Here is a 25,194-nt window from a genome sequence, read left to right on the forward strand (position 1 = left end):
GGCTGCGGGTTCATGAAGGGCTCCTCTATCACGCGACGCTCGCCTACCGCGAAGGGGAGGGGAAAGCTTCCCGGAACAGGCGCCGGGCGTTCTCGGTCGTCCGCTGGGCGAGCGCCTCCACCGGCTCCCCCAGCACCTGCGCCATGCCCGCGAGGATGTGGGGCAGGTAGCCGGGTTCGGAGCGCTGCCCCCGGAAGGGCGTGGGCGCCTGGTCCGGCGAGTCCGTCTCCGCCACCAGCCGGTCCGCCGGAATCACGCGCAGGGCATCCAGCGGCTTGCGCGCCTCCGCCCACGTCACCGGGCCCGCGAAGGAGAAGTGACAGCCCTTCTGGATGTAGAAGCGCGCCAGCTCCGCGCCGCCGCTGTAGCTGTGCATCAGGATGCCGGCCTCCGGCCAGGCTTCCGTCTTCAGGAACTCCATCAGCGCCGGGTGCAGCCGGTGGCAGTGCATCAGCACCGGCAGCCCGTGCTTGCGCGCCAGGGCCAGGTGGCCGCGCAGCACCGCCAGCTGCCGCTCCAGCGGGGCGCCGGGGAGGGACGGGCCGTCCAGGCCGCACTCGCCCACCGCCACCGCGCCGCCCTGTGACAGCAGCGCGTCCAGCCGCTCCAGGTGCGCGCCGTCGTCCTCCGGCGGCAGGTCCGGCAGGAACTGGGGATGGATGCCCAGCCCCACCTGGATGCGCGCGTCCTTGCGTGGCAGCGCGAGCAATGGCTCCCACGTGTCCGGGCCCACCGCGGGGATGAGGATGCCGTGCAGGCCCGCGGCCCAGGCGCGCGTGACAACGCTGTCGCGGTCCGGGTCGAAGCGCGAGGCGTCCAGATGGCAATGCGTGTCGATCATTGAGCACCCTTCTTCGCAGACCCGTTCAATCACCGACAGCCCTGGATGGCGTGCCCTTCAAGGCGTCCCGGCACCCACGAACGCGAAGCTAAGACGCGCCCCCTGACTTTGGATCCATCGTGATTGTGGGAGGCGTGGAAATGACCAAGCGTGTGGTGTTGGGGGCGTTGTTCGGGGCGCTGACGGTGCTGGGCACGGGCTGTGGCGACGAGTGCGTCGATCAGTTCGACTGCCGTGACAAGGGCGCCGCCCCGGCGGGCCAGGAGTGGATCTGCAACGCGGACAACAAGTGCGAGCTTCAGAACCTCGTGCTCCCGCCGGAAGAGGACGCCGGCACGGAAGAGGACGCCGGCACGGAGGTCGACGCGGGCGCCGAGGTCGACGCGGGCACGGAGGTCGACGCGGGCACCGAGGACGCCGGGACGGAAGTGGACGCCGGCACTGACGCGGGCATGAACGTGGCCAAGGGCGAAGCGTGCACCGCGTCCACGGACTGCATGGCGGGCCTGCGCTGCGAGGCCGCCACCTGCCAGTCGCTCCTCATCGCCGTGACGGGCAACGACGGTGGCACGCGCGCGCTGGTCGCGGAATACGACGTGCCGGGGATGACGTCGCTCAGCGCCGACGGCGTCGCCAGCGCCTACCCGCGCTTCGGCCCGGACGGCGCCCAGGTGGCCTTCGTGCAGGGGGACGTCACCGGCGCCGCGGGTGAGCTCGCGGTGCGCCCCGTGCCGCTCACGGCCGACGCGCCCACCGTGCTGACCACGGGCACGGCCGCCGGCGGTGCGCGCATCCGCTACATGGAGTGGGAGCCGGGCAACCTCATCGCCTGGGTGCGCGGCAGCACGGGCATCTCCACCATCGCGGCGACGGGCGGCACGCCCGCGCAGGCCACCGGCAACGGCACCTTCCCGGACTGGGCGCCCGACGGCACGAGCTTCGCGTACAGCGCGGCGAACACCGGCATCTCCATCTCCACGGGCAGCGGCATGCCCACTCCGTTGCAGGGCTCTCCCGACTCGGGCGAGCAGCCGCACTACAACCGCACCACCTCGCAGCTGCTCTTCCTGGCCAACCCGGAAGGCACCACCGTGAACTTCGGCGCGGAGGCCACCCCGGTGCTCAAGCTGTACTCGCTGCCGGTGACCGGCGGCGGCGACCCGAAGCTGCTCGCGGGCACCTCGACCCGGGCCGTGGAGGGCGGCTCGGTGGATTCGTACATCGCGAACCCGAACTGGTCGCCGGACGGCAAATGGGTGGCGTACGTGCGCGCGAACTTCCTGCTCATCGGTAACGCGGCCACGCTGTGCGGCAACGTTGGCGCGGAGCTGTGCGGCACCGACCGGGGTAACGACATCTACGTGCAGGGCGTGGACGCCTCGGGCGGGAAGCTGGGCGAGCCGGTGCTCTTCGCGGAGAACGCCACGCTGCCGTCGTTCTCCCCGGACGGCCGCCTCCTGGCCTACATCCTGGGCGGCGAGCTCCGGGTGCAGGCCATCGACCCGGCCACGGGCGCCGCGACCGGCACGGCCATCGTCCACCCGAAGACCACGTACACGGTGCTGACGAGCGAGGGTGACGACCACCGCCCGCGCTGGCAGCCCCGCTAGCCACACGCCTCCCAAGCCCCGGACTCCGGGGCTTCCCGGCCCGTGTTCCCCGTTTCGCGAGGGAACACGGGCCGTCGTGTTTCAGTGCGAAGCGCGCCGCCCACCCGGCGCGAAGTGACGAACGCGGGCAGTCCAGGGTCCGGATGAACCCCGAGTGGATCCATTACCCGGTCCAGTGGATCCAGGTTCCAGGACGAAAAGGGAGGGGAGAAGGGCTCCACCCGCGCTCACGCGAAACGCGGCACCTGGTGGAGGAAGACTGACAGCCGTGTCGCGACGGCTCCGCGCCCGCGCGCTCCCTGGAGATGGAGCACGGCCTGGGCTTCGCGGGCCTTGGACGCGGGCTCTTTTCAGCCCACGACGACGATGCGGCGGCCCAGCGCGCGGGTCATCTGCGGGGACGTGACGAGCTCCAGCACGCCGCTCATCTCTCCGCCCGCCGTGTCGAACGCCGCCGCGATGACCTCGCCCAAGGTGAGCTGGGCCTTCTGGGCCGCCACCCGAGCGCGCTTCGCCGTGCGACGCAGCGCGGGCATCACCCGCCGACCCTGCCGCCGCACCGTGCCACCCTTCGTCTTGCCTGCGGTCCGCTTCGCCATGGTTCCTCCCGCCACTGCCGACACGCGGGTGAGTACCTCGTCGGTCTGACACCATGCAGGCGAGGTGCCAGGGCTCAGCCTCCCCGTCAGGTCCCTGAATCCAGGGGTTTTCCTTGTCGCTAGCGGGTTTCCGAGGGGCGAGCAGGCCTTCCTTTTTTCAGCCCTTCAGGGTCGTTCCTCGTTCTGTCGAGTTTTTCGTTCACTCCGTGCGGTGATTTCCACGCATCGTTCAATGGCTCGCACCTGCCTGAGGTCGTGCGACGACAGGGCTGGGTCGGGTGTCACCCCCTGGCCACAGCCCCTGCGGGCAGGCGACCACGGTGCGGTTGGGACGCGGCGGGGCTTTGGGGTAGAGGGCGGGCGCCCATGCGAGTCCAGGTCCTCTTCCACGACAATTGTTTCGACGGCGCGGCCAGCGCCGCGGTCTTCACCCGCTTCTACCGGGAGCGCGTGCGCGCGGACGCGACGTTCACCTACCGGGGGCTGGCCCACAAGCCGGGGGCGGAGGGCATCGACCCGGCCGTCTTCACCGGTGACGAGAACGTCATCGTCGACTTCCGCTACAGCCAGGACGCGCGGCTCACCTGGTGGTTCGACCACCACGCCTCCGCCTTCCAGCAGCCCGGCGACGAGCCCCACTTCCAGCGCGACACCAGCGGCAAGAAGTTCCACGACCCGCACCGCAAGAGCTGCACGCTGTACCTGGCGGACGTGGCGCGCGAGCGCTTCGGCTGGGACGCGTCCCCGCTGAAGGACCTGCTGTACTGGGCGGAGATCATCGACGGCGCGCAGTTCCCCAGCCCCCAGATGGCGGTGGCGCTGGAGGAGCCCGCGCTGCGCATCATGACGGTGCTGGAGGCGACGAAGGACGACACGCTCATCCCGGAGGTCATCCGGCGCATGCAGACGGAATCGCTGGCGGACATCGCCGCGTCGCCCCTCATCGCCGCCCCGCTGGAGCCGCTGCTCTTCCGGCATCAGCGCAACATCGACCTCGTGCGCGAGAAGGCCCGGTACGAGAACGGCGTTGTCTCCTTCGACCTGGTGGACGAGGGCGTGGACAGCCTCAACAAGTTCATCGCGTACGCGCTCTATCCGGACGCGCGCTACACGCTGTGGGTGGGGAAGGGCGCGTCGCGCGCCAAGGTCTCGCTGGGCTCCAACCCGTGGAAGCCGGAGACGCGCAAGCACGACCTGTCCGCCATCGCCGGCCGCTACGGCGGGGGCGGCCATCCGGTGGTGGCCGCGGCGAGCTTCAAGGCGGACCAGGCCGACAAGGCGCGGGCCGCGCACCAGGAGATCCTCGCGGAGCTGTCCGGCGCGCGCTGAAGCGCCGGGCCTTCGCGGGAGCTAGGGGCGGGCGAAGAGGTCGAAGCCCGCCTGCCGCAAGAGCCGCACCACCGACAGCATGGGCAGCCCCTGCACGTTGGTGCGGTCACCCTCCAGCTTCTGGAGCAGCGCCTGCCCGCGGCCCTCCACGCGGTAGCTGCCCGCGCAGCCCTCCCACTCGCCGGTGTCCAGGTAGCGCTCCAGCTCCTCCGCCGGGACGGGGAAGAACGTGAGGCGCGTGTCCTCCAGCGTCTCCGAGTGGTGGCCGCCCGGCCCCAGCAGGCACACGGCGGTGTGGATGACGTGGGTGTTCCCCAGCAGGCGCGTCAGCTGCGCGCGGGCCGCGTCCCGGTCCTGGGGCTTGCCCAGCACGTCGCGGCCCACCTCCACCAGCTGATCCGCGCCCAGCACCCAGGCCTCCGGGTGGCGCTCCTGCACCGCGCGGGCCTTGCGTACCGCGAGCATCCGCACGGCCTCGTCAGCGGGCAGGTCGGCGGGGACTTGCTCGTCCACGTTGGGGGCTTCGGTGCGGTAGGGCACGCCCAGCCCGTCCATCAGGACCCGTCGCGCGCTGGAGGTGGAGGCCAGGATGAGTTCTCTCATGGGAGGCCGGAGGGTAGTGCAGCCGGGGAGGGGATGGGACCCCTCAGGCGGGCAGGCACGTCCCCGCTTCCTGTGCATGGGGCGGATGCCATAGCCTCCCTGCCCATGTCGCGGCGCGGTCTGCTCGCTGTCTGTCTCCTCCTGCTCGCTTCCTGCAAACGACCCCCTCCGGCGGACGCCGACGCGGGCACGGATGCGGGCACGGCCACGTCCGCCGTGGCGGCTGACGCGGGCACGGACGCGGGAGCGCTCGCGGAAGGCCCCCTGGACGCGGGCCCCCACGCCTCCCTGAAAACTCCGGAGACGCTCCCGGACGACGCGGTGGCGGAGGTGCACCCGCTGGCGGTGTGCGACGCGAAGGGCGGAGCCCCCCTGGACGCGGCCCGCGACTACTACGACGCCGGCCACTACGCGGAGGCGCTCTCCTGCGCCGCGCAGGCCGCCGCGCTGGAGCCGGACCTCGCCGCCGCCCACGCGGAACGGGGCGCCGCGCTGGCCGCGCTCAACCGCGAGCCGGAGGCGCAGCTCGCCTACGCGCGCGCGCTGGCCATCGACCCGGGGGACGCGGACGCGCTCCTGGGCGCCGCGCACCTGTACGCGGTGCAGCTGCCCTCCACGCGCGAGCGGGACGAACTGGGCGCCCTCTACGCCGAGCGAGGCCTGTCCCAGCCCTCCACGCCCCCGGAGCTCGTGCCGTCGCTGGCGCTGGTGGCCGCCATGGCCTTCAACGACCTGGGGCAGGCGGACCAGGCGCTGGACCGCGCCGCCATCGTGCTCGCCCGCGAGCCGGGCAACGCCGAGGCAAAGTACGAGAAGGCCCTGGCCCTCTTCGAGCTGTGCCGCTTCCGCGAGGCGAAGGCCGCCTTCGTGTCGCTCCTGAAGGACAAGGACCGCGCGGCGCACGCGCACCAGCACCTGGGCCTGCTCCTGGAGCGCGAGGGCCAGTGGGCCAGGGCGGAGGACCACTTCCAGAAGGCCCGCGCGCTGGAGCCCAAGGACTTCCCCCCGCCGCCCCTGCCGTCGCCGGACGAGTTCAAGGCCCAGGTGACGCGCGCGCTGGCGGACCTGCCCGCGGACATGCGCCGCGACCTGGAGGGCGTGCCGGTGGCCACGGAGGAGATTCCCTCCGAGGACGACCTGCTCGCCAACCAGCCGCCCCTGTCGCCCACCATCCTGGGGCTGTTCCGGGGGCCGTCCCTCCAGGAGCCCTGCGACGGCTCGGAGACGCCCTGCCGCTCGGTGGCCCTCTACCGGCGCAACCTGGCCCGCGCGGTGCGCACCCCCGAAGAGCTGCGCGAACAGATTCGCGTGACACTGCTGCATGAAATCGGGCATCTGCGCGGGGAAGACGACGAGGAACTGGCCGCGCGCGGCCTGGAGTGAGCCCCCACATGCCTTCCCTTCCCACCGCCCGCGTCAGCTTGAAGGGCGCCAAGACGCTGCGTCGCGGCACCCCCTGGGTGTACCGCACGGAGCTCACCGACGCTCCCGCCACCGACACGCCGGGCACGGTGGTGGCCGTGGTGGATCCGCAGGGCAACCCCATTGGCCAGGCGCTCTACGCCCGCCGCTCCCCGCTCGCCCTGCGGCTGCTCACGCGCAAGGGGCCGAATGAGGAGAAGGTGGACGACGCCTTCTTCATCCGCCGCCTGGAGGCCGCGCTCGCCCGCCGCGCCGTGCTGCCGGGACGGGACGGCCTGCGCCTGGTGCACGGCGAGGCGGACCTGCTCCCCGGCTTCTTCGTGGACCGCTACGGCCAGGGCCTCACGGTGCAGACGCTGTCGGAGGGCATGGACGCGCGCAAGGAGATGCTCGCGCGCGCCTTGGTGGAGAGGACGGGCGCGAGCCACGTGGTGTGCCGCGACGACGCCTCCGGCCGCGACTTCGAGAGCCTGCCCCGCGAGGTGCGCCTGTTGCACGGCGAGGGCGCCGCGCGCTTCACCTACCACGAGGGCGACAACCGCTTCGAAGTGGACCTCCTGGGCGACATGAAGACGGGCGCGTTCCTGGACCAGGTGGACAACCACCTGCGCGCGGGCGAGCTGGGCCGGGGCGAAGCGCTGGACTGCTTCAGCTACCACGGCGGCTTCGCGCTCGCGCTCGCGAAGCACTGCACGTCGGTGCTCGCGGTGGAGCAGGACGCGAAGGCCGCTTCGCGCATCCAGACGAACGCGGAGGCCAACGGCCGCGCCAACGTGAAGGTGGAGAACGGCAACGCGTTCGACGTGCTGCGCCGCTTCGACCAGGAGGGCCGCCGCTTCGACACCATCGTCCTGGACCCGCCCGGGCTGGCCAAGCGCCGCGAGGGCCTGGCCACCGCGCTGCGCGCCTACCACGAGCTCAACCTGCGCGCCCTGCGCTGCCTCAAGCCGGACGGCCTGCTGGTGACGTGCTCGTGCTCCGGGAAGCTGGACCGGCAGGGCTTCGAGTCCATGGTCCTGGACGCCGCCGCGGACGCGAAGCGCCCGGTGCAGATTCTGGAGCGGCGGGGCGCCGGGCTGGACCACCCGGTGCTCGCGGGCCTCGCGGAGACGGAGTACCTCAAGGCCCTCTACGTGCGCGCCCTCTAGGTCCGGGCGCGGCGGGGCAGGGGGCCGGAGCCTGCTACGGGATGCCCAGCTCCTTGCGCAGCCGGCCCACGACCTTGAAGTACTCGGTGCGGGAAAAGCCCACGTTGAGGATGTGGAAGTCCTTCTTGGACAGCCCCACGCAGCCGAAGCAGTAGTTGCAGTCCTGCAGGTTCTTGCTCATCACCACGTACGCGCTGCTGGAGCAGTTCTCGCTCTGCACGCAGTAGGCGCACGCGTGGCAGTTCTTGCACTCCACGCAGTGCGAGCAGTTGGTGCACAGCTCGCACCGCGTGCAGTGCGTGCACTGGTGGCAGCTGTCGCAGTCCTTGCAGAACATGCAGTTGGCGCAGCGCTGGCAGCCCTCGCACGCATAGGAGCCGGGGTTGCCCGGGTCCACCGCGTAGCTCTTGGACAGCTTCTGGAACTGGTCCATGAACTCGCGCTTGCCCAGGGACGACACGCCCAGGCGCGCCGCCTTCTCCTGCTCCATCAACTCCTGGGTCGTCTGGGGCCGCGACCCCTTCTCCTTCACCGCCACAAACGCTCCTTGAAGTCCTGAATCACTGCAGCCGGGCCAACCCGGCCAGGTCGATGCCTCGCGCCACCCGCCGCACCTCCACGGTGCTGGGGAAGCCGCGGCTGGTGACAGCCACCACGAACCGGTCACCCACCAGGAGGTTCGCCTCCGCGACGGCCTCGTCCGCGTCATAGCGCACGAAGCCCACGGCCTCCTTCCACTGGATGGGCGCCGTGGGGTCGCTGGCTGCCCGCCCGCGTGCCTTCTGCGCCGCCTCGCGGATGGCCTGCCCCAGCTTCAACCCCATCGTGGTGTCCACGATGCGCACCTTCACCTCGCGGCCTTCGCTCCGGGTGTAGGTGCGCTCCGCCTCCGACACGGACACCTCGCCGTACTTCCCGGTGGAGCCCGCGGTGGCACCCACCGTGAAGCCCTCCAGCGACTCCGGCAGGAACGGCGCCAGGTCCTTGAAGTACACGCACGGTGCGGCGGTCGTCACCACGTCGCGCGGGGCGGGAGATGTCGTGCGTTCGTCGTCAAGGCATCCGCCGCCCACGCCGAGCGCGAACGATGCGATGGCCAGCCGGAGGAAATAGTCGCGCACGAACGAATCAAAGGGTATCCCTGGCCCGCGCGCAATGGACCTTTCGAAGCTCAATCCTCCTCAGCGCGAGGCCGTGGTGACGCTCCAGGGCCCCCTGCTCGTGCTGGCAGGCGCTGGCAGCGGGAAGACGCGGGTCATCACCCACCGCATCGTCCACCTGCTCAACGAGCGGCCGAACCACATCATGGCCCGCAACATCCTGGCGGTGACCTTCACCAACAAGGCCGCCACGGAGATGAAGGAACGCCTCATCCACATGGCCGGGCCGCGCGCCCAGGGCGTGCTGGTGTGCACCTTCCACGCGTTCGGCGCGGAGGTGCTGCGCGAGGACATCCACCGGCTGGGCTGGCCCCGGAAGTTCGCCATCGCGGACATGGGCGACCAGCTCTCCATCATCCGCCGCGCCATGCGCGAGAAGCGCATCGACGACCGCGCCTTTGACGCGCGCAAGGTCCTCACCCTCATCTCCAAGGCGAAGAACTCCGGCGAGACGCCCCAGCCCAAGCCGGAGGGGATGGGGGACGACTACGACCTCATCACCTCCATGGTCTTCGCGGACTACCAGCTCGCGCTCAAGGCGCAGGGCTCGGTGGACTTCGACGACCTGCTGGTGCTGCCCGCGCGCCTGTTGCGCGAGCACCCGGACCTGCACCGCAAGTACACGGCCCGCTTCCAGTACCTCCTGGTGGACGAGTTCCAGGACACCAACCACGCCCAGCTGGACCTGCTCAAGCTGCTCGCGGGCGAGTCGCGCAACGTGTGCGCGGTGGGGGATGACGACCAGTGCATCTACTCCTGGCGCGGCGCGGAGGTGCGCAACATCCTGGACTTCGACCGGCACTTCCCGGGCGGCAAGGAGGTGCGGCTGGAGCAGAACTACCGCTCCTCCCAGCGCGTGCTGGACGCGGCCAACGCCGTCATCGCCAAGAACCCGGAGCGCAAGGACAAGCGCATGTGGACCGACCGCAAGGGCGGCCCACTGGTGAAGGTGGTGGCGTGCCCCAATGATGAAGAGGAGGCCCGCTTCATCGCGCACGAAATCCAGAAGCACATCTCACTGGGCGTCCCCGCGGACGACATCGCGGTGCTCTACCGCACCAACGGCCAGGCCCATCCGGTGGAGGAGATGCTGCGCGAGAAGAACATCGCCTACGAAGTGGTGGGTGGCAGCGAGTTCTTCGACCGCAGCGAGGTGAAGGACGTCATCGCGTACTTCAAGGTCCTGGCGAACAAGCTGGACGAAATCTCCCTCATGCGCATCGTCAACGTGCCCTCGCGCGGCATTGGCGACGTCACCATGGAGCGGCTGCACGCGCACTCGCGCGCGGAGGGCGTGACGCTCTGGACGGTGATGCGCCGCGCGGACACCTATGACGACCTGCCCGCGGGCGCGGGCGGCAAGGTGCTGGAGTTCGTGGAGATGGTGGAGCGCTACCGCGAGGCCTTCGCCCAGACGCCCCGCCTGTCGGAGGCCACGCACAAGCTGCTGGAGGAGATCGGCTTCCGGGAGGCCACCCGCGCCAAGGCCGTCTCCGGCACCGCCGCGGACAAGAAGCTCAAGGGCGTGGATGGGGTGCTCGCGTCCCTGGAGAAGTTCGAGAAGCGCGAGGGCCCCAAGGCCAGCCTCCTCACGTACCTGAACCGCCTCAGCCTGGACACGCGCCAGGAGGAGGAGGACGTCCCGGGGCAGAACAAGCGCGTGACGCTGATGTCCCTGCACGCCTCCAAGGGCCTGGAGTACCGGCTCGTCTTCTTCATCGGCATGGAGGAGGACCTGATGCCCCACGGCGGCATGCAGGGCGAGGCCCAGAACCTCGAGGAGGAGCGCCGCCTCTGCTACGTGGGCATCACCCGCGCCAAGGAGCTGCTCTACCTCACCCGCTCCACCGTGCGCGTGAAGCGCGGCAAGGAAGTCCCCCGCACGCCCTCCCGCTTCCTGGAGGACCTGCCCCCGGACGCCTTTGAAGTCGTGGATATGGACGCGCCGCGTCAGGGGCCGCCGGACGAGAAGGAGAAGAACTTCTTCGCGAACCTGAAGGAGCGCTTCAAGAAGCCCGCCGCCGGGGGACCGGGCCCGGGCCCCCCTGGCCGGGCGCCCTGAGGGGTCCCCCGTACGCCCAACCTTGACTTGATCCCGCCGTCCTACTAGGAGGGTCAGCCTTTCCGGGCTTCTGTCGGAGTTTAGGCGGAGGACCCGCGGTTGGTTCGCACGAGCACGCGACCCCTGGCATGCACCTGGGCGTCGCGCCGAAGTCTGGAGTGCACGAAATGTCGCAGAAGACCTACAGCGCCAAGGCTGGGGACATCAAGCGCCAGTGGCACGTCATCGACGTGTCCGACAAGGTGCTTGGTCGCGCCGCCAGTCAGATCGCCACCCTCCTGAAGGGCAAGCACAAGCCGACGTACACCCCGTCCATCGACACGGGTGACCACGTCATCGTCATCAACGCCGAGAAGGTGAAGGTGACGGGTACGAAGGAGACGGACAAGCAGTACTACCGTCACCCGTACGCCGGTTTCCCGGGTGCCCTGAAGATCACCAACCTCCAGAAGCTGCGCCAGCGTCACCCCGAGGACATCATCCTCAACGCCGTGCGCCGCATGCTGCCCCGCAATGCCCTGGGCCGTCAGATGATGACGAAGCTCAAGGTGTATGCTGGTGACACCCATCCGCACACCGCGCAGAAGCCGGTGGCGTTCAAGGTCGAGGCGTAAGAACAACCATGGCGATCAATCCTGAACTCGGTTTCTACGCCACGGGCCGCCGCAAGGAGGCCACCGCTCGCGTCTGGGTGCGTCCTGGCAACGGCGCTGTCGTCATCAACGGCCGCGACATCAACGAGTACTTCGGCCGTGAGACGTCGAAGATGGTGCTCAACCAGCCGCTGGAGATCCTGGAGCAGAAGGGCAAGCTCGACGTCACGGTCAACGTGCGCGGCGGCGGCCTCTCCGGCCAGGCCGGTGCCATCCGTCACGGCATCGCGCGCGCGCTGTGCGCCTTCAACCCGGAGTTCCGTCCGGCGCTGAAGAAGGCCGGCTTCCTCACCCGCGATGCCCGCGCGGTCGAGCGCAAGAAGTACGGCCAGCCCGGCGCCCGTCGTCGGTTCCAGTTCTCCAAGCGCTAATCACGCTTGTCGGCCAGCTGTCCGGCCGTTCGTCGGCGGGGGTTTCCTTCGGGAAGCCTCCGCCGTCGTGCTTTGCGGGCAAGCGGGTGGGCGTCGCGACGCGCGCGGGCGTTCTGCTACCATCCGGACACCCTCATGGAACTCAACGAAATCCTGCAGATCGCCCTGCGCGGCGGAGCCTCCGACATCCACCTGAAGGCGGGTCTGCCGCCCATGTTCCGCGTGGACGGTTCGCTGGTTCCGCTCAAGGACGGCCGCCGCCTGCCCCCCGAAGAGGTGGCGCGCATGGCGTTCGGCATCATGAACGAGTTCCAGAAGGAGAAGTTCAAGGTCAGCAACGAGGTGGACCTGGCCTACGGCGTGCCGGGCCTGGGCCGCTTCCGCGTGAACGTCTTCCAGCAGCGCGGCACGGTGGGCGCCGTGCTCCGCGTCATCCCCTTCAAGGTGATGACGATGAAGGACCTGCTGTTGCCCACGGTGCTGGAGAAGGTGTGTGGCGAGGAGCGCGGCCTGGTGCTGGTGACGGGCACCACGGGCTCCGGCAAGTCCACCACGTTGGCGGCGATGATCGACTACATCAACTCCAACGAAACCAACCACATCATGACCATCGAGGACCCCATCGAGTTCCTCATCCGCGACAAGCGCTCCATCGTGAACCAGCGCGAAGTGGGTGTGGACACGATGAGCTTCTCGCAGGCCCTGAAGTCCGCGCTGCGCCAGGATCCGGACGTCATCCTGGTGGGCGAAATGCGCGACCACGAGACCATCGAAACGGCGCTCCACGCCGCGGAGACGGGCCACCTGGTGATGTCCACGCTGCACACGCTGGACGCCACGGAGACCATCAACCGCATCGTGTCCGCGTTCCCCCCGCACCAGCAGAAGCAGGTGCGCCTGCAGCTCTCCAGCGTGCTGCGCGGCGTCGTGAGTCAGCGTCTGGTGCCGCGCGCGGACGGCAAGGGCCGCGTGGCCGCGGTGGAGGTGCTGCGCGTCACCGCGCGCGTGCGTGAGCTGATTGAAGACAAGGACCGCACGAAGGAGATCCACGACGCCATCTCGCAGGGCACGGACTCCTACGGGATGCAGACGTTCGACCAGTCGCTGATGAGCCTGGTGCGCAACGGCCTGGTCACCTACGACGAGGCCCACCGCCAGGCCAGCAACCCGGACGACTTCGCGCTGCGCTTCTCCGGCATCAGCGGCACGTCCGACTCGAAGTGGGACGCCTTCGACGCCAAGGCCGGCGAGGAGCGGCCCATCCCGGGCTCGCAGTCCTTCGCGCAGAAGGGCGCGCCCACCCCGATGGCGCCCACGCCCGCGCCGGTGCCCCAGGCGCCGCGTCCCGGAGCGCCCATGGCCGGCCGGCCCATGACGCCTCCTCCCGGCGTCGCGGCGCCGCGTCCCGCCACCCCGCCGCCCGGCGTCGTCCAGGGCCGGCCGCTGCCTCCGCAGGTGGCGGCCCGTCCGCCCACGCCCGCCCCGGTGGCCGCGCCCGCTCCAGCGGCCGGCGGCGACGACGACTTCCAGATCGAACGCTTCTAGGAATCCCGGTGCGAAGGGGGAGGGCGGCGCTTCAGGCGTCGTCGTCCCCCAGCTGCGCGCGCAGCCGGGTGAGGCGCATGGGCCCGATGAGCCCCTGGTGCGCCAGCGTCTGGAGCAGCGACACGGTGGCGCGCACGCGCGCGTCCTGCACCTCGTCGGACTCCTGGACGACCTCGTTGTCGAGCAGCGTCTCCAGGTGCTCCGGGTTGATGGACGTGGGCCCTTCCGACCACGCGATGTCGAACAGCGCGCGCGCCATGTGCTCGCGCGCCTTGCGGTCCGCGTCGTTGGGCGCGGCCTTGGCGAACGCGAGGAACAGCGCGTCCACGGACTCCTTGGACAGCGCGGCCAGGGCGGGCACTTCCCCCAGCGACTCCTTCACGTAGTCCGCGTCGAAGCTGTCCACCTCCTGCTCGTAGCCGAAGGCCTCCTCCAGCAGGATGGACGCGAGGAAGGCGTCGGACTCCTCGTCGCTCGCGCCTTCCTCCTTCAGCGCGTCACGCGCCTTCTGCGTCGCGGCGGACAAGGACTCGTCCTGCGTGAGCGCGCGGGCGGCGGCGTGCGCGGCCAGCAGCACCAGCGCGGCCTGGGCATCGGAGGACAGCGCGCGTCCGCTCACGCCCAGCAGCATGGCCTTCTGCTTGGGGTTGGCGTCCGCGGCCGTCACGAAGTGCTGCTCTTCCGGAGTCAGCGGTTCACCCGCCTTCTCCTTGCGGAGCGTTTCCCTGGCGGCGTCTGCGGTGAGGAAGCGGGCGAGGATGGGGTGCATGGCTTCGGCCTGTTACCACATGGTAGGGACTCCGCGATGGTTGACGAGCCCGAAGGCCCCGAGGCTGTCCAGCGCGCCACCGACGCCTGCCTGCGCCTGCTCAAGGCGCGTGGCCGCAGCCGGCATGAATTGACGCTCGCGCTGGAGCGCAAGGGCTACCCCGAATCCGTGCGCGACGCGGTGCTCGCCCGTCTGTCGGAATGGGGCTACCTGGACGACGCGAAGTTCGCGCGTGAACGCGCCCAGGCCCTGCTGGGCAGGGGCAAGCTGGGTCCCCGGGCCGTCCTCCAACGGCTCCAGGCGCACGGGCTGGAGGGCACGGAGGCGCGGCGGGCGCTGTCGGAGGCGAAGGACGCGGTGGGCTTCGACGCGCTGGAGGCCGCACGGCTGGTGCTGGAGCGCCGGCGCCTGGCCGGCCGCCCGCTGGACGCGAAGGAGCAGGCGAGGGCGGGGCGGCTCCTGCTCAGCCGGGGTTTCGCGCCGGACATCGTGACCCGGCTGGTGGGAGAACCTTCGCTGGACCCCTCCGGGCAGGACGAATAGTTTGGGGGCGTGATGCGCTCCGTCGTCCTCGTCCTGTCCGCCCTGATGTTGTCCGCCTGTGCCGCCCTCTCCGCGGGGCCCGCGGGCGAGCCCGACTACGCCGCCATGGCCGCGGAGAACCTGGCGCTGGGCGAGGCCGCGCTGGAGGACAACGACTACTTCAAGGCGGAGAAGTACTTCGAACACGTCCGCACCAAGTTCCCCTACCTGGAGGCCGCCCGCGAGGCGGAGCTGAAGCTGGCGGACCTGGACCTCGCCCGGGAGATGTACCCGGAGGCGCGCGAGAAGTTCGACTCCTTCATGCGACTGCACCCCACGCACCCCAAGGTGGACTACGCCGCCTACCGCGCGGCCTTCTCCTACGTGCAGGAGTTCCCCTCGGAGTTCTTCGCCCTGCCGCCTTCCTACGAGAAGGAGCAGAAGCCCATGTACGACGCGCTCCGGGCCATGAACGTCTTCCTGCGCGAGTACCCGGATTCGCAGTACGTGAAGGACGCCACGGCGCACCGGGATGATGCCAAGCAGCGCCTGGCGCGCCATGAGTTGTACGTCGCGTCCTTCTACGCGAAGCGCGAGCGCTGGAAGGCCGCGGCCCAGCGTCTGGAGGGGCTGCTCAAGAACTATCCGGGCACGCCGCTGGAGGAGGAGGCCCTCTTCGACCTTCACAACGCCTACGTGAAGCTCAACGACACGGAGCGCGCGCAGAACACGCTGAAGGAAGTCCTCAAGCGCCTGCCGGGCACGCCCGCCGCCCAGCGTGCCCAGAAGATGCTGGGCTCGTGAGGCGCTCGGAGGACTGGGGCCGGCTGGGGGGCATCGGCATCGCCGTGCTCGCCGCCGCCATCGTCCTCCTGTTCCTGGGCTCGCGCCTCCTGGGCGCCGCGGCCGGGCCGGAAGCGGAGATCATCACCACCCTGAAGCAAGCCGAGCACGACGGCGTGTCCCTGCCCGTGCCCGGTGCCCAGGCTCCGCTCGTCTCGCGGAAGCTCCAGTACGCCCGCATCTCCGTCTCCGTGGCGCCGGACGGCCAGCGCGCGGAGGCCTTCGCCACGCTGGACTTCGAGGGCGTGCTGGGCGCCACCACGGTCAGCACCGCGGGCGTGGAGGTGGTCCCCTTCACCCGCGCGTCCGGCCGGTGGAAGCCCGAGTCCTCGGTGGCGCCGCGGCTGGTGGCGGTGGTGGCGGCGCTGGAGGCGCGGCGGCAGGCCCTGTCGCAAGGGCGGCCGGAGGCGCTGGCGCGGCTGGCGGGACCGGGAGGGGATGGCGGGGCAGGGCGGACGTGGGCGGAGGTGGCCCCCTTGAGCAAGCGGCGGCTGACGGCCCAGGCGTGGTACGCCCGGCTGGAGCGGGACGACGTGACGGTGACGGAGCACTACCGGGTGGAGGGAGACCTTCCGGCCCGGCCGGTGGACACCCGGGGCGAGCGACCGCTTTTGCTTGTGCGCGAGGGCGATCAATTCTTGTTTTCGCCCGGGCTGATGTAGGCTTCCTGAGGAGGCAGGGGCCCGCGCGGGCCGAGTCATGGACGAAGCCCTCAAGCAGCTACTGACCCTCGGGCGCGGCTCCTTCGAGAAGAAGCAGTACGCCCAGGCCGAGCAGTTCTTGACGAAGGTGGTCGAGCAGAATCCGACCTTCGCCGACGTCTACAACATGCTCGGCATCATCTACCACGACCAGGGCCAGTTCGCCCGGGCGCAGCGGGCCTTTGAGTCCGCGCTGCGGCTCAACCCCGCGTACACCGAGGCCGCGCTCAACCTGGCGGTCATCTACAACGACATGGGGAAGTACGCGGAGGCGAAGGAGGTCTACCAGGCCGCCTTGTCCCGCCAGAAGGGCGCCCCCGGCGAGCTGGACCCCTACGTCATGAAGAAGGTGGCCAACATGTACGCCGACATTGGCGACGTGTTCGCCTCCAGCGGTGTGTGGGCCAAGGCCATTGAAGAGTACCGCCGCGCGCTGGCCCACTTCCCGGAGTTCGTGGACATCCGGCTGAAGCTGGGCAATGCCCTGCGTGACGCTGGCGACAACGCGGCGGCCCTGGCGGAGTACGAACAGGTCATCGCGCAGAATCCGTCGTACATTCCTGGACGGATCAACTATGGAATCGCCCTGTACTCGGCGGGACGCCGTGACGAGGCGGTGAAGGTCTGGGAAGACGTGCTCGTGCGCAGCCCCGGCAACAAGAGCGCGCAGATGTACCTCAACCTGGTGAAGGACCCGGGGAAGGCGGAAGTGACGGGTTGAGCACCATGGCAACTTCCATCATCGAGGTCGCGGCACCGTGAGCACTCCTGGCGGTACGGCGAAGTCCTTTGCCCTCAAGTTCATCTCCGGGAAGTACCAGGGCGGTGAGTTCCCGCTGAAGGCCAACAAGCAGATCGTCGTCGGACGGTCGAGCGAGTTGGACATGGTGCTGGTGGAGGACATGGTCTCGCGCAAGCACGCGAAGATCCTGTTCTCCGACGGAGCCATCACCATCGAGGACCTGGGGTCCACCAACGGCACCTTCGTCAACGGCGAGAAGGTCAAGCAGGCCAAGCTGAAGGAGGGGGACCGCATCCTCATCGGGACCTCCATCCTCAAGCTCGTGCACCAGGGCGCGGAGAGCGCCCCGGTGGACGAGAGCGTCGTGAAGCAGAAGCTGGAGGAGGCCGCCGCCGCCCAGGCCGCGCGGACCACCAAGGCCAGCTCCATGACGGGGAAGATTGAAGAGATCCCCCTCCCGGACCTGCTCCAGCTCTTCCACACGTCCAAGAAGAACGGCGTGCTCGTGGTGAACAACGCCCACGAGGGGAAGATCTACCTGCGCCAGGGCCGCGTGTACTACGCGGTCATCGACGACAACCACAACCTGGGCCCGCAGAAGAGCTTCAACCGCATCGTCACCTGGGAAGAGGGTGACTTCGAGCTGCGCCCCGCGGACACGCAGGAGTTCATGGTGGAGCTGGACTCCTCCACCGAAGCGCTCCTGATGGACGCCCTGCGGCAGCTGGACGAGTTCAAGCGCCTGCAGCCGAACCTGCCGCCCATGGCCACGGCGCTGCGCATCGCGCAGCCGCTGACGGCGCCCTTGAAGGAACTGACGCCGGAGCACCTGGACGTGCTGCAGCTGGTGCACAACCACGGCTCGCTGGGCGGCGTGCTGGACCACTCGGACGGCGACGACGTGCTCACCGCTGAAACGGTGGTGCAGCTCATGAAGCGCGACTACGTGCGCGCGGAGTAGGGCGGGAACACCATGGCGGGCAAGAAGCCGGTGGCGCCGAAGAAGCGCCTCACGGAGATGAGCCACTGCGCGGGCTGCGCGGCGAAGCTCAAGGCGGGGGACCTGGCGACGGTCCTGGGCGGGCTGAAGGGGGCGGCGTCCCACCCCCGGGCCCTGGTGGGCTTCAACACGAACGACGACGCGGCCGTGTACCAGGTCGCGCCGGGCATGGCCGTGGTGGAGACGGTGGACTTCTTCCCGCCGCTCGTGGACGACCCGTTCCAGTTCGGCGCCATCGCCGCGGCCAACGCGCTGTCGGACATCTGGGCCATGGGCGCGAAGCCGCTGTTCGCGCTCAATCTGGTTTGCTTCCCGGACGAGCTGCCGCTCAAGACGCTGCAGAAGATCCTGGCGGGCGGCCAGTCCAAGGCGGACGAGGCGGGCATCCCCATCCTGGGCGGCCACAGCATCCGCGACCCGGAGCCCAAGTTCGGCATGGCCGTCACCGGCGTGGTGCACCCGAAGAAGGTGCTCACCAACGCGGGCGCGAAGCCGGGGGACGTGCTGCTGCTCACCAAGCCCGTGGGCACGGGCATCGCCACCACCGCCATCAAGCGGGGACTTGCGTCCAAGGCGCTGACGAAGCGCGTGACGGCGCAGATGGCCACGCTCAACAAGACCTCCGGTGAGGTGTTCGCGTCGGGCGCCTTCAAGGTGAACGCGCTCACGGACGTGACGGGCTTTGGCCTGTTGGGCCACCTGCTGGAGATGATGAACGGCGCGAAGACGCGCGCGGCGGTGGACCTGGAGCGCATCCCGCTCATCGCGGAGGTGCCCGCGCTGGCGGAGGCCGGCGTGATTCCGGGCGGCACGAAGACGAACCTCGCCCACGTGAAGAAGCAGGTGACGTTCCCGGAGGGGCTGCCGGAGCACATCCAGTGGCTGCTCGCCGACGCGCAGACCAACGGCGGCCTGTTGGCCAGCGTGCCCGCGCGCCACGCGCTCAAGGCCATCCAGGCGCTGGAGAAGGCGGGCGTGGACGCGGCCCTCATCGGCGAAGTGCAGGCGGGCCGCCCCGGCATCGACGTCATCGGCTGAAGGCGCACTGCCGCCCGGGAGCGGATTTCGCCTCCGGGCCGGGCCTCCGCTAACATCCCGGCGCGAATGTCGCCGCGCCGCTTCCCCCTCTACCTCCCCGTGCTCGCGTGCCTCCTGCCGGCCCTCGCCGGGGCGGGGGAGCGCGGTGCGCGCATCGTCATCGACCCGGGACATGGCGGGGCGAAGGAGGGCGCGAAGGGGCCCGGGGGCCTCTGGGAGAAGGAGGTCGCGCTCCAGATTGCCCAGCGCCTGCGCGAGAAGCTGGAGGCCGCGGGCAGCGAGGTGTTCCTCACGCGCGACCGCGACACGCTGATGGCGCTGTCGGAGCGGGTGGAGTTCTCCAACATCCAGCGGCCGGACCTCTTCCTCTCCATCCACGCCAACTCCATGCCCACGAAGCGCCTGCGCGAGCGCACCGAGGGCATCGAGACGTACTTCCTCTCCGCCAACGCCTCCGGTGAGGCGGCGCGCGCGGTGGCGGACCGCGAGAACGCGGAAGCCCCCACGGCCCGTGCGGCGCGGGGGCACTCCACGCTGGCCTTCATCCTGGATGACCTGGCGCGCACGGAGGCGCATACGGATGCGTCCCGGCTGGCGTACGCCATCCACCCGCGCCTCATTTCCAAGAGCGGCGCGGCGGACCGGGGCGTGCAGCAGGCGCCCTTCTTCGTCCTCACGGGCGTGGAGGCGCCGGCGGTGCTGATTGAAGTGGGTTTCATCTCCCACCCGCAGGAGGGCGCGCGGCTGGGGAAGGCCGCGTACCAGGAGACGCTGGCGGAGGCCATCGCGGACGGGGTGCAGGCCTTCCTCCGGGAGACGCGGCGGCGGGACTCCTCGCCCTCGCAACCGGTGGCTGGATCCACCGCGCCCTGATAAAGCGTGGGGGCTTCGCCTGTCCCTCCCTGTCAGGAGCCTTCCCTCGTGCGTTCGTTCAACCGTGGTGCGCTGGACCTTCGGCCTGTCACCCTCACGCCCAACGTCAACCGCTACGCGGAGGGCTCCGTCCAGGTGGAGTTCGGCCACACCAAGGTGCTCGTCACCTGTTCGGTGGAGGACCGCGTCCCGCCGCACCTGATGGGCAAGGGCTCAGGCTGGGTGACGGCCGAGTACGGCATGCTCCCGCGCGCCACGCACACCCGCGGCTCGCGCGAGGCCGCCAAGGGCAAGCAGTCCGGCCGCACCATGGAGATCCAGCGGCTCATCGGCCGCGCCCTGCGCGCGTCGGTGGACCTGCAGGCGCTGGGCGTGCGCACCTTCACGCTGGACTGCGACGTCATCCAGGCGGACGGCGGCACGCGCACCGCGTCCATCACGGGCGCGTACGTGGCGCTGGTGCTGGCCATGCGCTCGCTCAACAAGCCGGGCATCCTGAAGGGCCTCACCCCGCTGGCCGCGGTGTCCGTGGGCGTGGTGAACGGCGAGGTGCGCGTGGACCTGGACTACGACGAGGACTCCACCGCGGAGGTGGACCTGAACCTCGTGGCCACGGGCGACGGCCGCATCGTGGAGGTGCAGGGCACCGCCGAGCACAAGCTCTTCGACCGCAAGTCGATGGACGCGATGCTGGACGGAGGCCTGGCCGCCATCCAGCAGCTCGCCGCCGCGCAGGCGAAGGTGCTGGGATGAAGCCGAAGCTGCTCTTCGCCACCGGCAACGCCGGCAAGGTGCGCGAACTGCGCCTGCTCGTGGGCGACGCGGTGGAGGTGGTGTCCCTCAAGGACCTGCCCCCCGTGCCGGAGCCCGTGGAGGATGGCGCCACCTTCGAGGAGAACGCGGTGAAGAAGGCCCGCGCCTACTCGGAGGCCACCGGGCTGCCCGCGCTGGCGGACGACTCCGGGCTGTGCGTGGACGCGCTGGACGGCCAGCCCGGCGTGCACTCCGCCCGCTATGCGCCGGGGGATGACAAGGACCGGTACGAGAAGCTCCTCACCGAGCTGGCGGACGTGCCGGAGGAGAAGCGCACCGCTTCCTTCCGCTGCGCCCTGGCGCTGGTGACGGGGAAGGGGGACGCACCCCGGGTGGAGGTGGGGCGCTGCGAGGGCGTCATCCTGCGGGCGCCGAGGGGGACTCACGGCTTCGGCTACGACCCCGTGTTCCAGGTGGAGGGGGAGGGCGGGCGCTCCATGGCGGAGCTTCTGCCGGAGGAGAAGTCGCGGGTGTCGCACCGGGCCCGGGCCTTCCAGCTGATGCGGCGCCATCTGTTGGCGCTCTGACCGGCCGGGCGGGCGTCAGGAAGAGCAGGCTTGCGCGTCCGTCCGCGTTAGGCGAAGAATGCAGCACTTCTCGGGGCGTAGCGCAGCCTGGTAGCGCACCTGCCTTGGGCGCAGGGGGTCGGAGGTTCAAATCCTCTCGCCCCGACTTGAAGTGCCGTGATGTTTCAGCAGTGAGGACCGGCCAGCTCCAGTAGCTCAGCTGGATAGAGCACCGACCTTCTAAGTCGGGGGTCGCAGGTTCGAGCCCTGCCTGGGGCGCTAATCTGCTGGCCGGTGGTTTTGGGCCTTGAACGGCCCCGGTTTCCACGGTAGGAGACCGCCGCAGCAACGCCGTTGGACGTGCGAAGTGACGGCGAATGTAGCTCAACTGGTTAGAGCGCCGGACTGTGACTCCGGAGGTTGCCGGTTCGATCCCGGTCATTCGCCCTTCTTTGCTTCCCCGCGCCTATAGCTCAACTGGATAGAGCATCGGCCTTCGAAGCCGAGGGTTGGGGGTTCAAGTCCCTCTGGGCGCACTGTCTCAACCCTCTTGAAGCCGCGTCAGACGCCGCCTCCCGGCTCCGCGCTTCGACTTCCCCTCAGTCAAACGCAGCCACCACCCTCCGTGTGGTGCTGGAATTGTTCACGGGGAAATAATTCCTTTCATTCCTGTCTTGTTTGTCTAAAAGCCCCCGCGCTTTCCGTGAAGGGGACTATGACAAACAAGAAGAACGTGGCGCGTTGGGGCGCTTCGCGAAGTGTGGCGATGTTGATGGCCGTCGTGTCCGGGCTTTCGGCCGGTGCGTGCGGACCCGCCGAGGGCAACCTGGATGACTCCAGACACCTGGAAGAACGCCGGGACAAAGCCATTTCTTTCTATGATGACCGTCAGGATGTCTATGCGCATCCCGATGCGACCCTGGTCGATCTCGCCGTCAACTCGACGCCGACCATGATGACCAGGTCTGGGGCACCTACGCCGGCGAATGTCGCTGCAAGCCAGATCCTCGGGGCGGCCAAGGGGCTTTGCTCGAGCGAGCGGTTCTACAACGACCCGACGCTGGGAGAATGCTCAGGGGTCTTGATTGACGACGACCTTGTCCTCACCGCGGGACATTGCCTCGGGACGTCATGTGGCTCGGAAGCTTGGGTCTTCGGGTACTACCGTACCAACGCCACGACGGTCGCCTCCATGTCGAGCGCGGACTACTTCAGCTGCAAGGAGATTGTGCTCAACCGGCGCCGCGAGAGTGGCTCGTCCTGGATTGAGGACTACGCCATCGTCCGGCTGGATCGTCCGGCGACACCGCGATTCACTCCGGCCCGGGTGGCCTTCGGGAACCATCCGTTCCCTCAGGGCCAGCCCATGGCCCTCATTGGCTCTCCCAGTGGCATTCCGCTGAAGATTGATTCCGCGGGCATCCTGCGGTCCCTGGCCACCAGCGACAATATCAAGGCGGACCTGGACACGTTCGGTGGGAACTCTGGCAGCGCCATCTACGCGCAGGGAGGCTATACCGTGGCAGGGGTCCTCTTCGCTGGCGCAGGTGGAGATGACTACGTGCCGGACAGCTCCAACACCTGCAACGTGGCGAATGAGGCGCTCTGGCGTGAAACCGCCTCGGGCTATGCCATGCGGCCCATTCTCGACAAGCTTTGCGCCACGCCGGGCTTCACCAGCAGCCGGCTGTGCTTCAACTTCAAGGGCGCGATCGAGGGCATCGACAGCGCTGGCTGGGTGACGGGGTGGCTCTTCGACCGCAGGACGCCGGAGGCCCAGATTACGGTGACCGTGAACCTCGTCCGGACGTCATTCCCTACCATCGGCACGAACTTCACGGTTCAGACTGACCGGATCCGGCCGGACATCAACCAGCAGTTCGGTCTTACGGGCGCCCATGGCTTCCGCTTCCAGATTCCCTCTTCGTACTTTAATGCCTCGGGCTTCGTGGGGGTCACCGTGCCTGATACGTCATTCCCGTATGTCTACAACCTGCCGGGCGGCCCGATGAACTTCTAGGGGCCCTGTCATTGACGGGGCCACCCGTCTGGGCCTGAAGACGCCCGCGTTCCTTCTTCGGGAACGCGGGCGTTGTTCATCTCACGGTGGGAACGCTGCTACTGGAGCAGCCTGGGCCAGTACCGGACCGAGCAATACACCGGGTGGCCTTCCCGGTCCGCCCACTCGGGTTCAATCCAGCCCACGGGCTCGACGACCGTCCCATCGGCGCCCAGCATCAAGTGCTTGCAGGGAGACCAGTCCCCCTTGGGGCCGGACAGGAACGGGAGCGTGCCGCACGAAGCCCCCTTCGGCGAGAGGAACTCCGCCTGCCGCTCGCAGCTCCAGTTGCCCGTGTCGGTGGCCGAAGGGCGGAAGTAGCCCTTGCCCCCCGGAAGCCGGAGCAGCGGCCGTTCCGCACCCCGGGCGAGCCATTCGGGCGCGGGGCTTGCCTCGGGCTGAAGAGATTCGAAGGCCGCTGCCCACGTCCTGGCGCCGTGGTTGACGGCCAGGAACAGGCCCTCGTTCACCTGGGGCATGAGCTCGTAGCTGCCTGCCGGGGCCTGGGCCAGCGCGAGGAAGGGCTGACCGGGCTGACCGTTGCTGTCCACCCAGAGCCCCTCCACCGTCGAGGGGCCGAACCGGGTATCGCCCACGGCCAGCACCAGGGTGTGACCCCGGGCATCCACGCCCACGGCACTCAAGGGCGCGCTCAGGGATACGGGAAGGCTCCAGCGGGTCTCGCCGTGCACGCTGTAGGCCTTGAGGGTCCCATCCGCGAGGACCGCACGGAGCCCGCCCGTCGGATCCACCGACGTCATCACGATCTCCGCCGCTTCGTTCGGCTGCTGGCGGGCATAACCGGTGGGCCCGTCGACGAACAGCAACCACTGGGGGACGTCCTGGATGGGGTCGGTGATGCCCAGCATCCCTCCGGGCTGCGCGGTCGCGCTGAAGTCGTTCACGCTGTACCAGAACAGAGAGCCCCCGGAGCGCGTCGCGATCTGGAAGGTCACGCCGTTGCCTCGCAGGACCAGCGCGCCGCCCGCGCCATCCGGTGCGGTGGCGAAGCATGAGATCTCCCTGTCGCCCCGATGGCTCCAGAGCTCGAACGCCGCGAGCTGCTGCGGCGAGATGCTCGGAACCCCCTCGCACGCCGCGGGGTCGGGCTGCTCTGGAGGCGTGCCCGCGTCCTGCTCCGGCGGTGTACCTGCGTCCTGTTCCGGAGGAACACCCGCATCGTGCTGCTGCTGCTCCGGAGGATTGCCCGTGTCCACCGGGGCGGGTTTCGGAGTGTCCTCTCCGGTGACGCCGCCTGGATCCGGAACCCCGGTATCCACCTCTTGCGGCCGCTCGGGCGGCTCCCCCACGGAACGCGCTGGCGCGGAGTTTCCGCAACCCGCGCCCACGCCACCCACGAACAACCCCGCCACGATGAACCGCCATGCCCTGCGCCCGGCCATGTGCCCTGCTCCATCCCGATCAATGTCCTTGACCGAGAGTGCAGGTGAGGACGCACCGCGTGGAATGCCAGGGGCCGCTCCCTCAGGGGCCAGAATAGGTGGAGCGGATGTTGAACGCAGGAAAGCACGACGCCCGCGTCCCCTCTGCAGGGAACGCGGGCGTCTTTTCAGCTCAGCGAACGACGTGGGCTCAAGCGTCCGGGTTCGTCCCGGCGCGGTCCTTGGAGGACGGCACCTGGCAGCGCAGCTCCGTCTCCGCCTCCAGCGCGGTGAGGTTCTCGCGCATGGCCTTCGCCCACTTGGCCCGGGGCTGCTCCATCAGCTTCTCGTGCGCCAGGTCGATGGTCTCGCTCAGCTCGTCGTCGGACAGCTCGGACGTCGTCTTGCCCTTGTGCGGGCCGAACGCCACCACCACCGCGCTCGCCTTCGGACGCTCGGGCGTCTGGGCCACGGGCACCGCCGCCACCGTCTTGGCCGGCGCCAGCGGCACGTCCACGTCCAGCCGCGCCTCCTCCTTCTCCGGAGTCCGCGCCGTCTCCACCGCCTTGGCGGCCTCCGCGGGGGCGGGGGCCGGGGCCAGGG

Annotated in this window: 25 protein-coding genes, 4 tRNA genes and 1 pseudogene; 22 read left to right on the plus strand and 8 right to left on the minus strand. The window is 69.6% G+C overall.

Annotated features, from left to right (window positions below):
- Positions 1–43: 43 nt before the first annotated feature.
- Positions 44–841, minus strand: coding sequence for a TatD family hydrolase (locus tag D7V80_RS28570; RefSeq protein WP_120591174.1), 798 nt, complete (start codon positions 839–841; stop codon positions 44–46).
- Between the two features lie 140 nt (positions 842–981).
- On the opposite strand from D7V80_RS28570, the gene D7V80_RS28575 reads away from it, so the two are divergent.
- Positions 982–2,451 carry a PD40 domain-containing protein gene (locus tag D7V80_RS28575; RefSeq protein WP_120591175.1) on the plus strand — a complete coding sequence of 490 codons (1,470 nt, stop codon included), beginning with the start codon at positions 982–984 and terminating at the stop codon, positions 2,449–2,451.
- 350 nt (positions 2,452–2,801) lie between these two features.
- On the opposite strand, the gene D7V80_RS28580 is transcribed toward D7V80_RS28575, so the two are convergent.
- The gene (locus D7V80_RS28580) at positions 2,802–3,050 is read right to left on the minus strand and encodes a hypothetical protein (RefSeq protein ID WP_120591176.1); all 249 of its coding nucleotides are present in this window, start codon (positions 3,048–3,050) and stop codon (positions 2,802–2,804) included.
- A gap of 366 nt (positions 3,051–3,416) precedes the next feature.
- Between D7V80_RS28580 and D7V80_RS28585 the strand changes: the two genes are divergently transcribed.
- A complete protein-coding gene (locus D7V80_RS28585) occupies positions 3,417–4,379 on the plus strand; it encodes a DHH family phosphoesterase (protein ID WP_120591177.1) in 963 nt (320 codons plus the stop codon).
- A 21-nt stretch (positions 4,380–4,400) separates the two neighbouring features.
- Here D7V80_RS28585 and D7V80_RS28590 read toward each other — a convergent pair whose 3' ends face one another.
- Positions 4,401–4,982, minus strand: a complete 582-nt coding sequence (locus tag D7V80_RS28590) for a nucleoside triphosphate pyrophosphatase (RefSeq protein WP_120591178.1) — start codon at positions 4,980–4,982, stop codon at positions 4,401–4,403.
- 105 nt (positions 4,983–5,087) lie between these two features.
- Between D7V80_RS28590 and D7V80_RS28595 the strand changes: the two genes are divergently transcribed.
- Complete coding sequence (locus D7V80_RS28595) at positions 5,088–6,365, plus strand: metallopeptidase family protein (protein WP_120591179.1); 1,278 nt, start codon at positions 5,088–5,090, stop codon at positions 6,363–6,365.
- Positions 6,366–6,373: 8 nt separating this feature from the next.
- On the plus strand, positions 6,374–7,552 hold the full coding sequence (locus tag D7V80_RS28600; RefSeq protein WP_120591180.1) for a class I SAM-dependent rRNA methyltransferase: 1,179 nt from the start codon (positions 6,374–6,376) through the stop codon (positions 7,550–7,552).
- Positions 7,553–7,586: 34 nt separating this feature from the next.
- Here the strand turns inward: D7V80_RS28600 and D7V80_RS28605 are convergent, their stop codons facing one another.
- Both D7V80_RS28605 and D7V80_RS28610 read right to left on the minus strand, forming a co-directional pair.
- Positions 7,587–8,042: a caib/baif family protein gene (locus D7V80_RS28605; protein ID WP_193352558.1), complete on the minus strand. Its 456-nt coding sequence runs from the start codon at positions 8,040–8,042 to the stop codon at positions 7,587–7,589.
- A gap of 70 nt (positions 8,043–8,112) precedes the next feature.
- A complete protein-coding gene (locus D7V80_RS28610) occupies positions 8,113–8,673 on the minus strand; it encodes a hypothetical protein (protein ID WP_233585810.1) in 561 nt (186 codons plus the stop codon).
- A 34-nt stretch (positions 8,674–8,707) separates the two neighbouring features.
- Between D7V80_RS28610 and D7V80_RS28615 the strand changes: the two genes are divergently transcribed.
- The 4 genes from D7V80_RS28615 (at position 8,708) to D7V80_RS28630 (ending at position 13,343) form a co-directional block, all read left to right on the plus strand.
- On the plus strand, positions 8,708–10,774 hold the full coding sequence (locus D7V80_RS28615) for an ATP-dependent helicase (RefSeq protein ID WP_120591181.1): 2,067 nt from the start codon (positions 8,708–8,710) through the stop codon (positions 10,772–10,774).
- A gap of 167 nt (positions 10,775–10,941) precedes the next feature.
- Complete coding sequence (gene rplM, locus D7V80_RS28620) at positions 10,942–11,388, plus strand: 50S ribosomal protein L13 (protein WP_043321175.1); 447 nt, start codon at positions 10,942–10,944, stop codon at positions 11,386–11,388.
- A gap of 8 nt (positions 11,389–11,396) precedes the next feature.
- Positions 11,397–11,798: a 30S ribosomal protein S9 gene (rpsI, locus tag D7V80_RS28625; RefSeq protein WP_120526842.1), complete on the plus strand. Its 402-nt coding sequence runs from the start codon at positions 11,397–11,399 to the stop codon at positions 11,796–11,798.
- Between the two features lie 135 nt (positions 11,799–11,933).
- On the plus strand, positions 11,934–13,343 hold the full coding sequence (locus tag D7V80_RS28630) for a type IV pilus twitching motility protein PilT (RefSeq protein ID WP_120591182.1): 1,410 nt from the start codon (positions 11,934–11,936) through the stop codon (positions 13,341–13,343).
- Positions 13,344–13,374: 31 nt separating this feature from the next.
- Here D7V80_RS28630 and D7V80_RS28635 read toward each other — a convergent pair whose 3' ends face one another.
- The gene (locus D7V80_RS28635) at positions 13,375–14,112 is read right to left on the minus strand and encodes a hypothetical protein (protein ID WP_120591183.1); all 738 of its coding nucleotides are present in this window, start codon (positions 14,110–14,112) and stop codon (positions 13,375–13,377) included.
- 36 nt (positions 14,113–14,148) lie between these two features.
- Between D7V80_RS28635 and D7V80_RS28640 the strand changes: the two genes are divergently transcribed.
- The 14 genes from D7V80_RS28640 to D7V80_RS28705 all read left to right on the plus strand — a co-directional run bounded on the left by D7V80_RS28640 (position 14,149) and on the right by D7V80_RS28705 (position 23,170).
- Entirely contained in the window at positions 14,149–14,655 is a 507-nt protein-coding gene (locus D7V80_RS28640; RefSeq protein ID WP_120591184.1) for a regulatory protein RecX, read from the plus strand.
- Positions 14,656–14,667: 12 nt separating this feature from the next.
- Positions 14,668–15,438, plus strand: a complete 771-nt coding sequence (locus D7V80_RS28645) for an outer membrane protein assembly factor BamD (protein ID WP_120591185.1) — start codon at positions 14,668–14,670, stop codon at positions 15,436–15,438.
- Positions 15,435–16,139 carry a hypothetical protein gene (locus tag D7V80_RS28650; protein WP_120591186.1) on the plus strand — a complete coding sequence of 235 codons (705 nt, stop codon included), beginning with the start codon at positions 15,435–15,437 and terminating at the stop codon, positions 16,137–16,139. Before D7V80_RS28645 ends, D7V80_RS28650 begins: the two co-directional genes overlap by 4 nt.
- Positions 16,140–16,176: 37 nt before the next feature.
- The gene (locus D7V80_RS28655; protein ID WP_014394857.1) at positions 16,177–16,899 is read left to right on the plus strand and encodes a lipopolysaccharide assembly protein LapB; all 723 of its coding nucleotides are present in this window, start codon (positions 16,177–16,179) and stop codon (positions 16,897–16,899) included.
- Between the two features lie 37 nt (positions 16,900–16,936).
- Entirely contained in the window at positions 16,937–17,881 is a 945-nt protein-coding gene (locus tag D7V80_RS28660) for a DUF4388 domain-containing protein (RefSeq protein ID WP_120591187.1), read from the plus strand.
- 12 nt (positions 17,882–17,893) lie between these two features.
- Positions 17,894–18,958 (plus strand): selenide, water dikinase SelD, encoded by a 1,065-nt coding sequence (selD, locus tag D7V80_RS28665; protein WP_120591188.1) that lies wholly within the window; start codon positions 17,894–17,896, stop codon positions 18,956–18,958.
- A gap of 66 nt (positions 18,959–19,024) precedes the next feature.
- Positions 19,025–19,831, plus strand: a complete 807-nt coding sequence (locus D7V80_RS28670) for an N-acetylmuramoyl-L-alanine amidase (RefSeq protein ID WP_120591189.1) — start codon at positions 19,025–19,027, stop codon at positions 19,829–19,831.
- A gap of 48 nt (positions 19,832–19,879) precedes the next feature.
- The gene (gene rph, locus D7V80_RS28675; protein WP_014394861.1) at positions 19,880–20,584 is read left to right on the plus strand and encodes a ribonuclease PH; all 705 of its coding nucleotides are present in this window, start codon (positions 19,880–19,882) and stop codon (positions 20,582–20,584) included.
- Positions 20,581–21,171 carry an RdgB/HAM1 family non-canonical purine NTP pyrophosphatase gene (gene rdgB / locus D7V80_RS28680; protein WP_120591190.1) on the plus strand — a complete coding sequence of 197 codons (591 nt, stop codon included), beginning with the start codon at positions 20,581–20,583 and terminating at the stop codon, positions 21,169–21,171. Before rph ends, rdgB begins: the two co-directional genes overlap by 4 nt.
- Positions 21,172–21,242: 71 nt before the next feature.
- A tRNA-Pro gene (locus D7V80_RS28685) sits at positions 21,243–21,316 on the plus strand.
- 39 nt (positions 21,317–21,355) lie between these two features.
- Positions 21,356–21,429, plus strand: a tRNA-Arg gene (locus D7V80_RS28690).
- 94 nt (positions 21,430–21,523) lie between these two features.
- Positions 21,524–21,597 (plus strand) — tRNA-His (locus tag D7V80_RS28695).
- Between the two features lie 15 nt (positions 21,598–21,612).
- Positions 21,613–21,686: transfer RNA gene (locus D7V80_RS28700), tRNA-Arg, on the plus strand.
- Positions 21,687–21,865: 179 nt separating this feature from the next.
- The gene (locus tag D7V80_RS28705; RefSeq protein WP_120591191.1) at positions 21,866–23,170 is read left to right on the plus strand and encodes a serine protease; all 1,305 of its coding nucleotides are present in this window, start codon (positions 21,866–21,868) and stop codon (positions 23,168–23,170) included.
- Between the two features lie 98 nt (positions 23,171–23,268).
- On the opposite strand, the gene D7V80_RS28710 is transcribed toward D7V80_RS28705, so the two are convergent.
- Both D7V80_RS28710 and D7V80_RS28715 read right to left on the minus strand, forming a co-directional pair.
- Positions 23,269–24,612 carry a hypothetical protein gene (locus D7V80_RS28710; RefSeq protein WP_147447241.1) on the minus strand — a complete coding sequence of 448 codons (1,344 nt, stop codon included), beginning with the start codon at positions 24,610–24,612 and terminating at the stop codon, positions 23,269–23,271.
- Between the two features lie 190 nt (positions 24,613–24,802).
- Positions 24,803–25,194, minus strand: a pseudogene (locus D7V80_RS28715) (phage recombination protein Bet); the annotation flags it as partial.

The organism is Corallococcus sp. CA054B (assembly GCF_003611625.1).
Lineage (GTDB): Bacteria > Myxococcota > Myxococcia > Myxococcales > Myxococcaceae > Corallococcus > Corallococcus coralloides.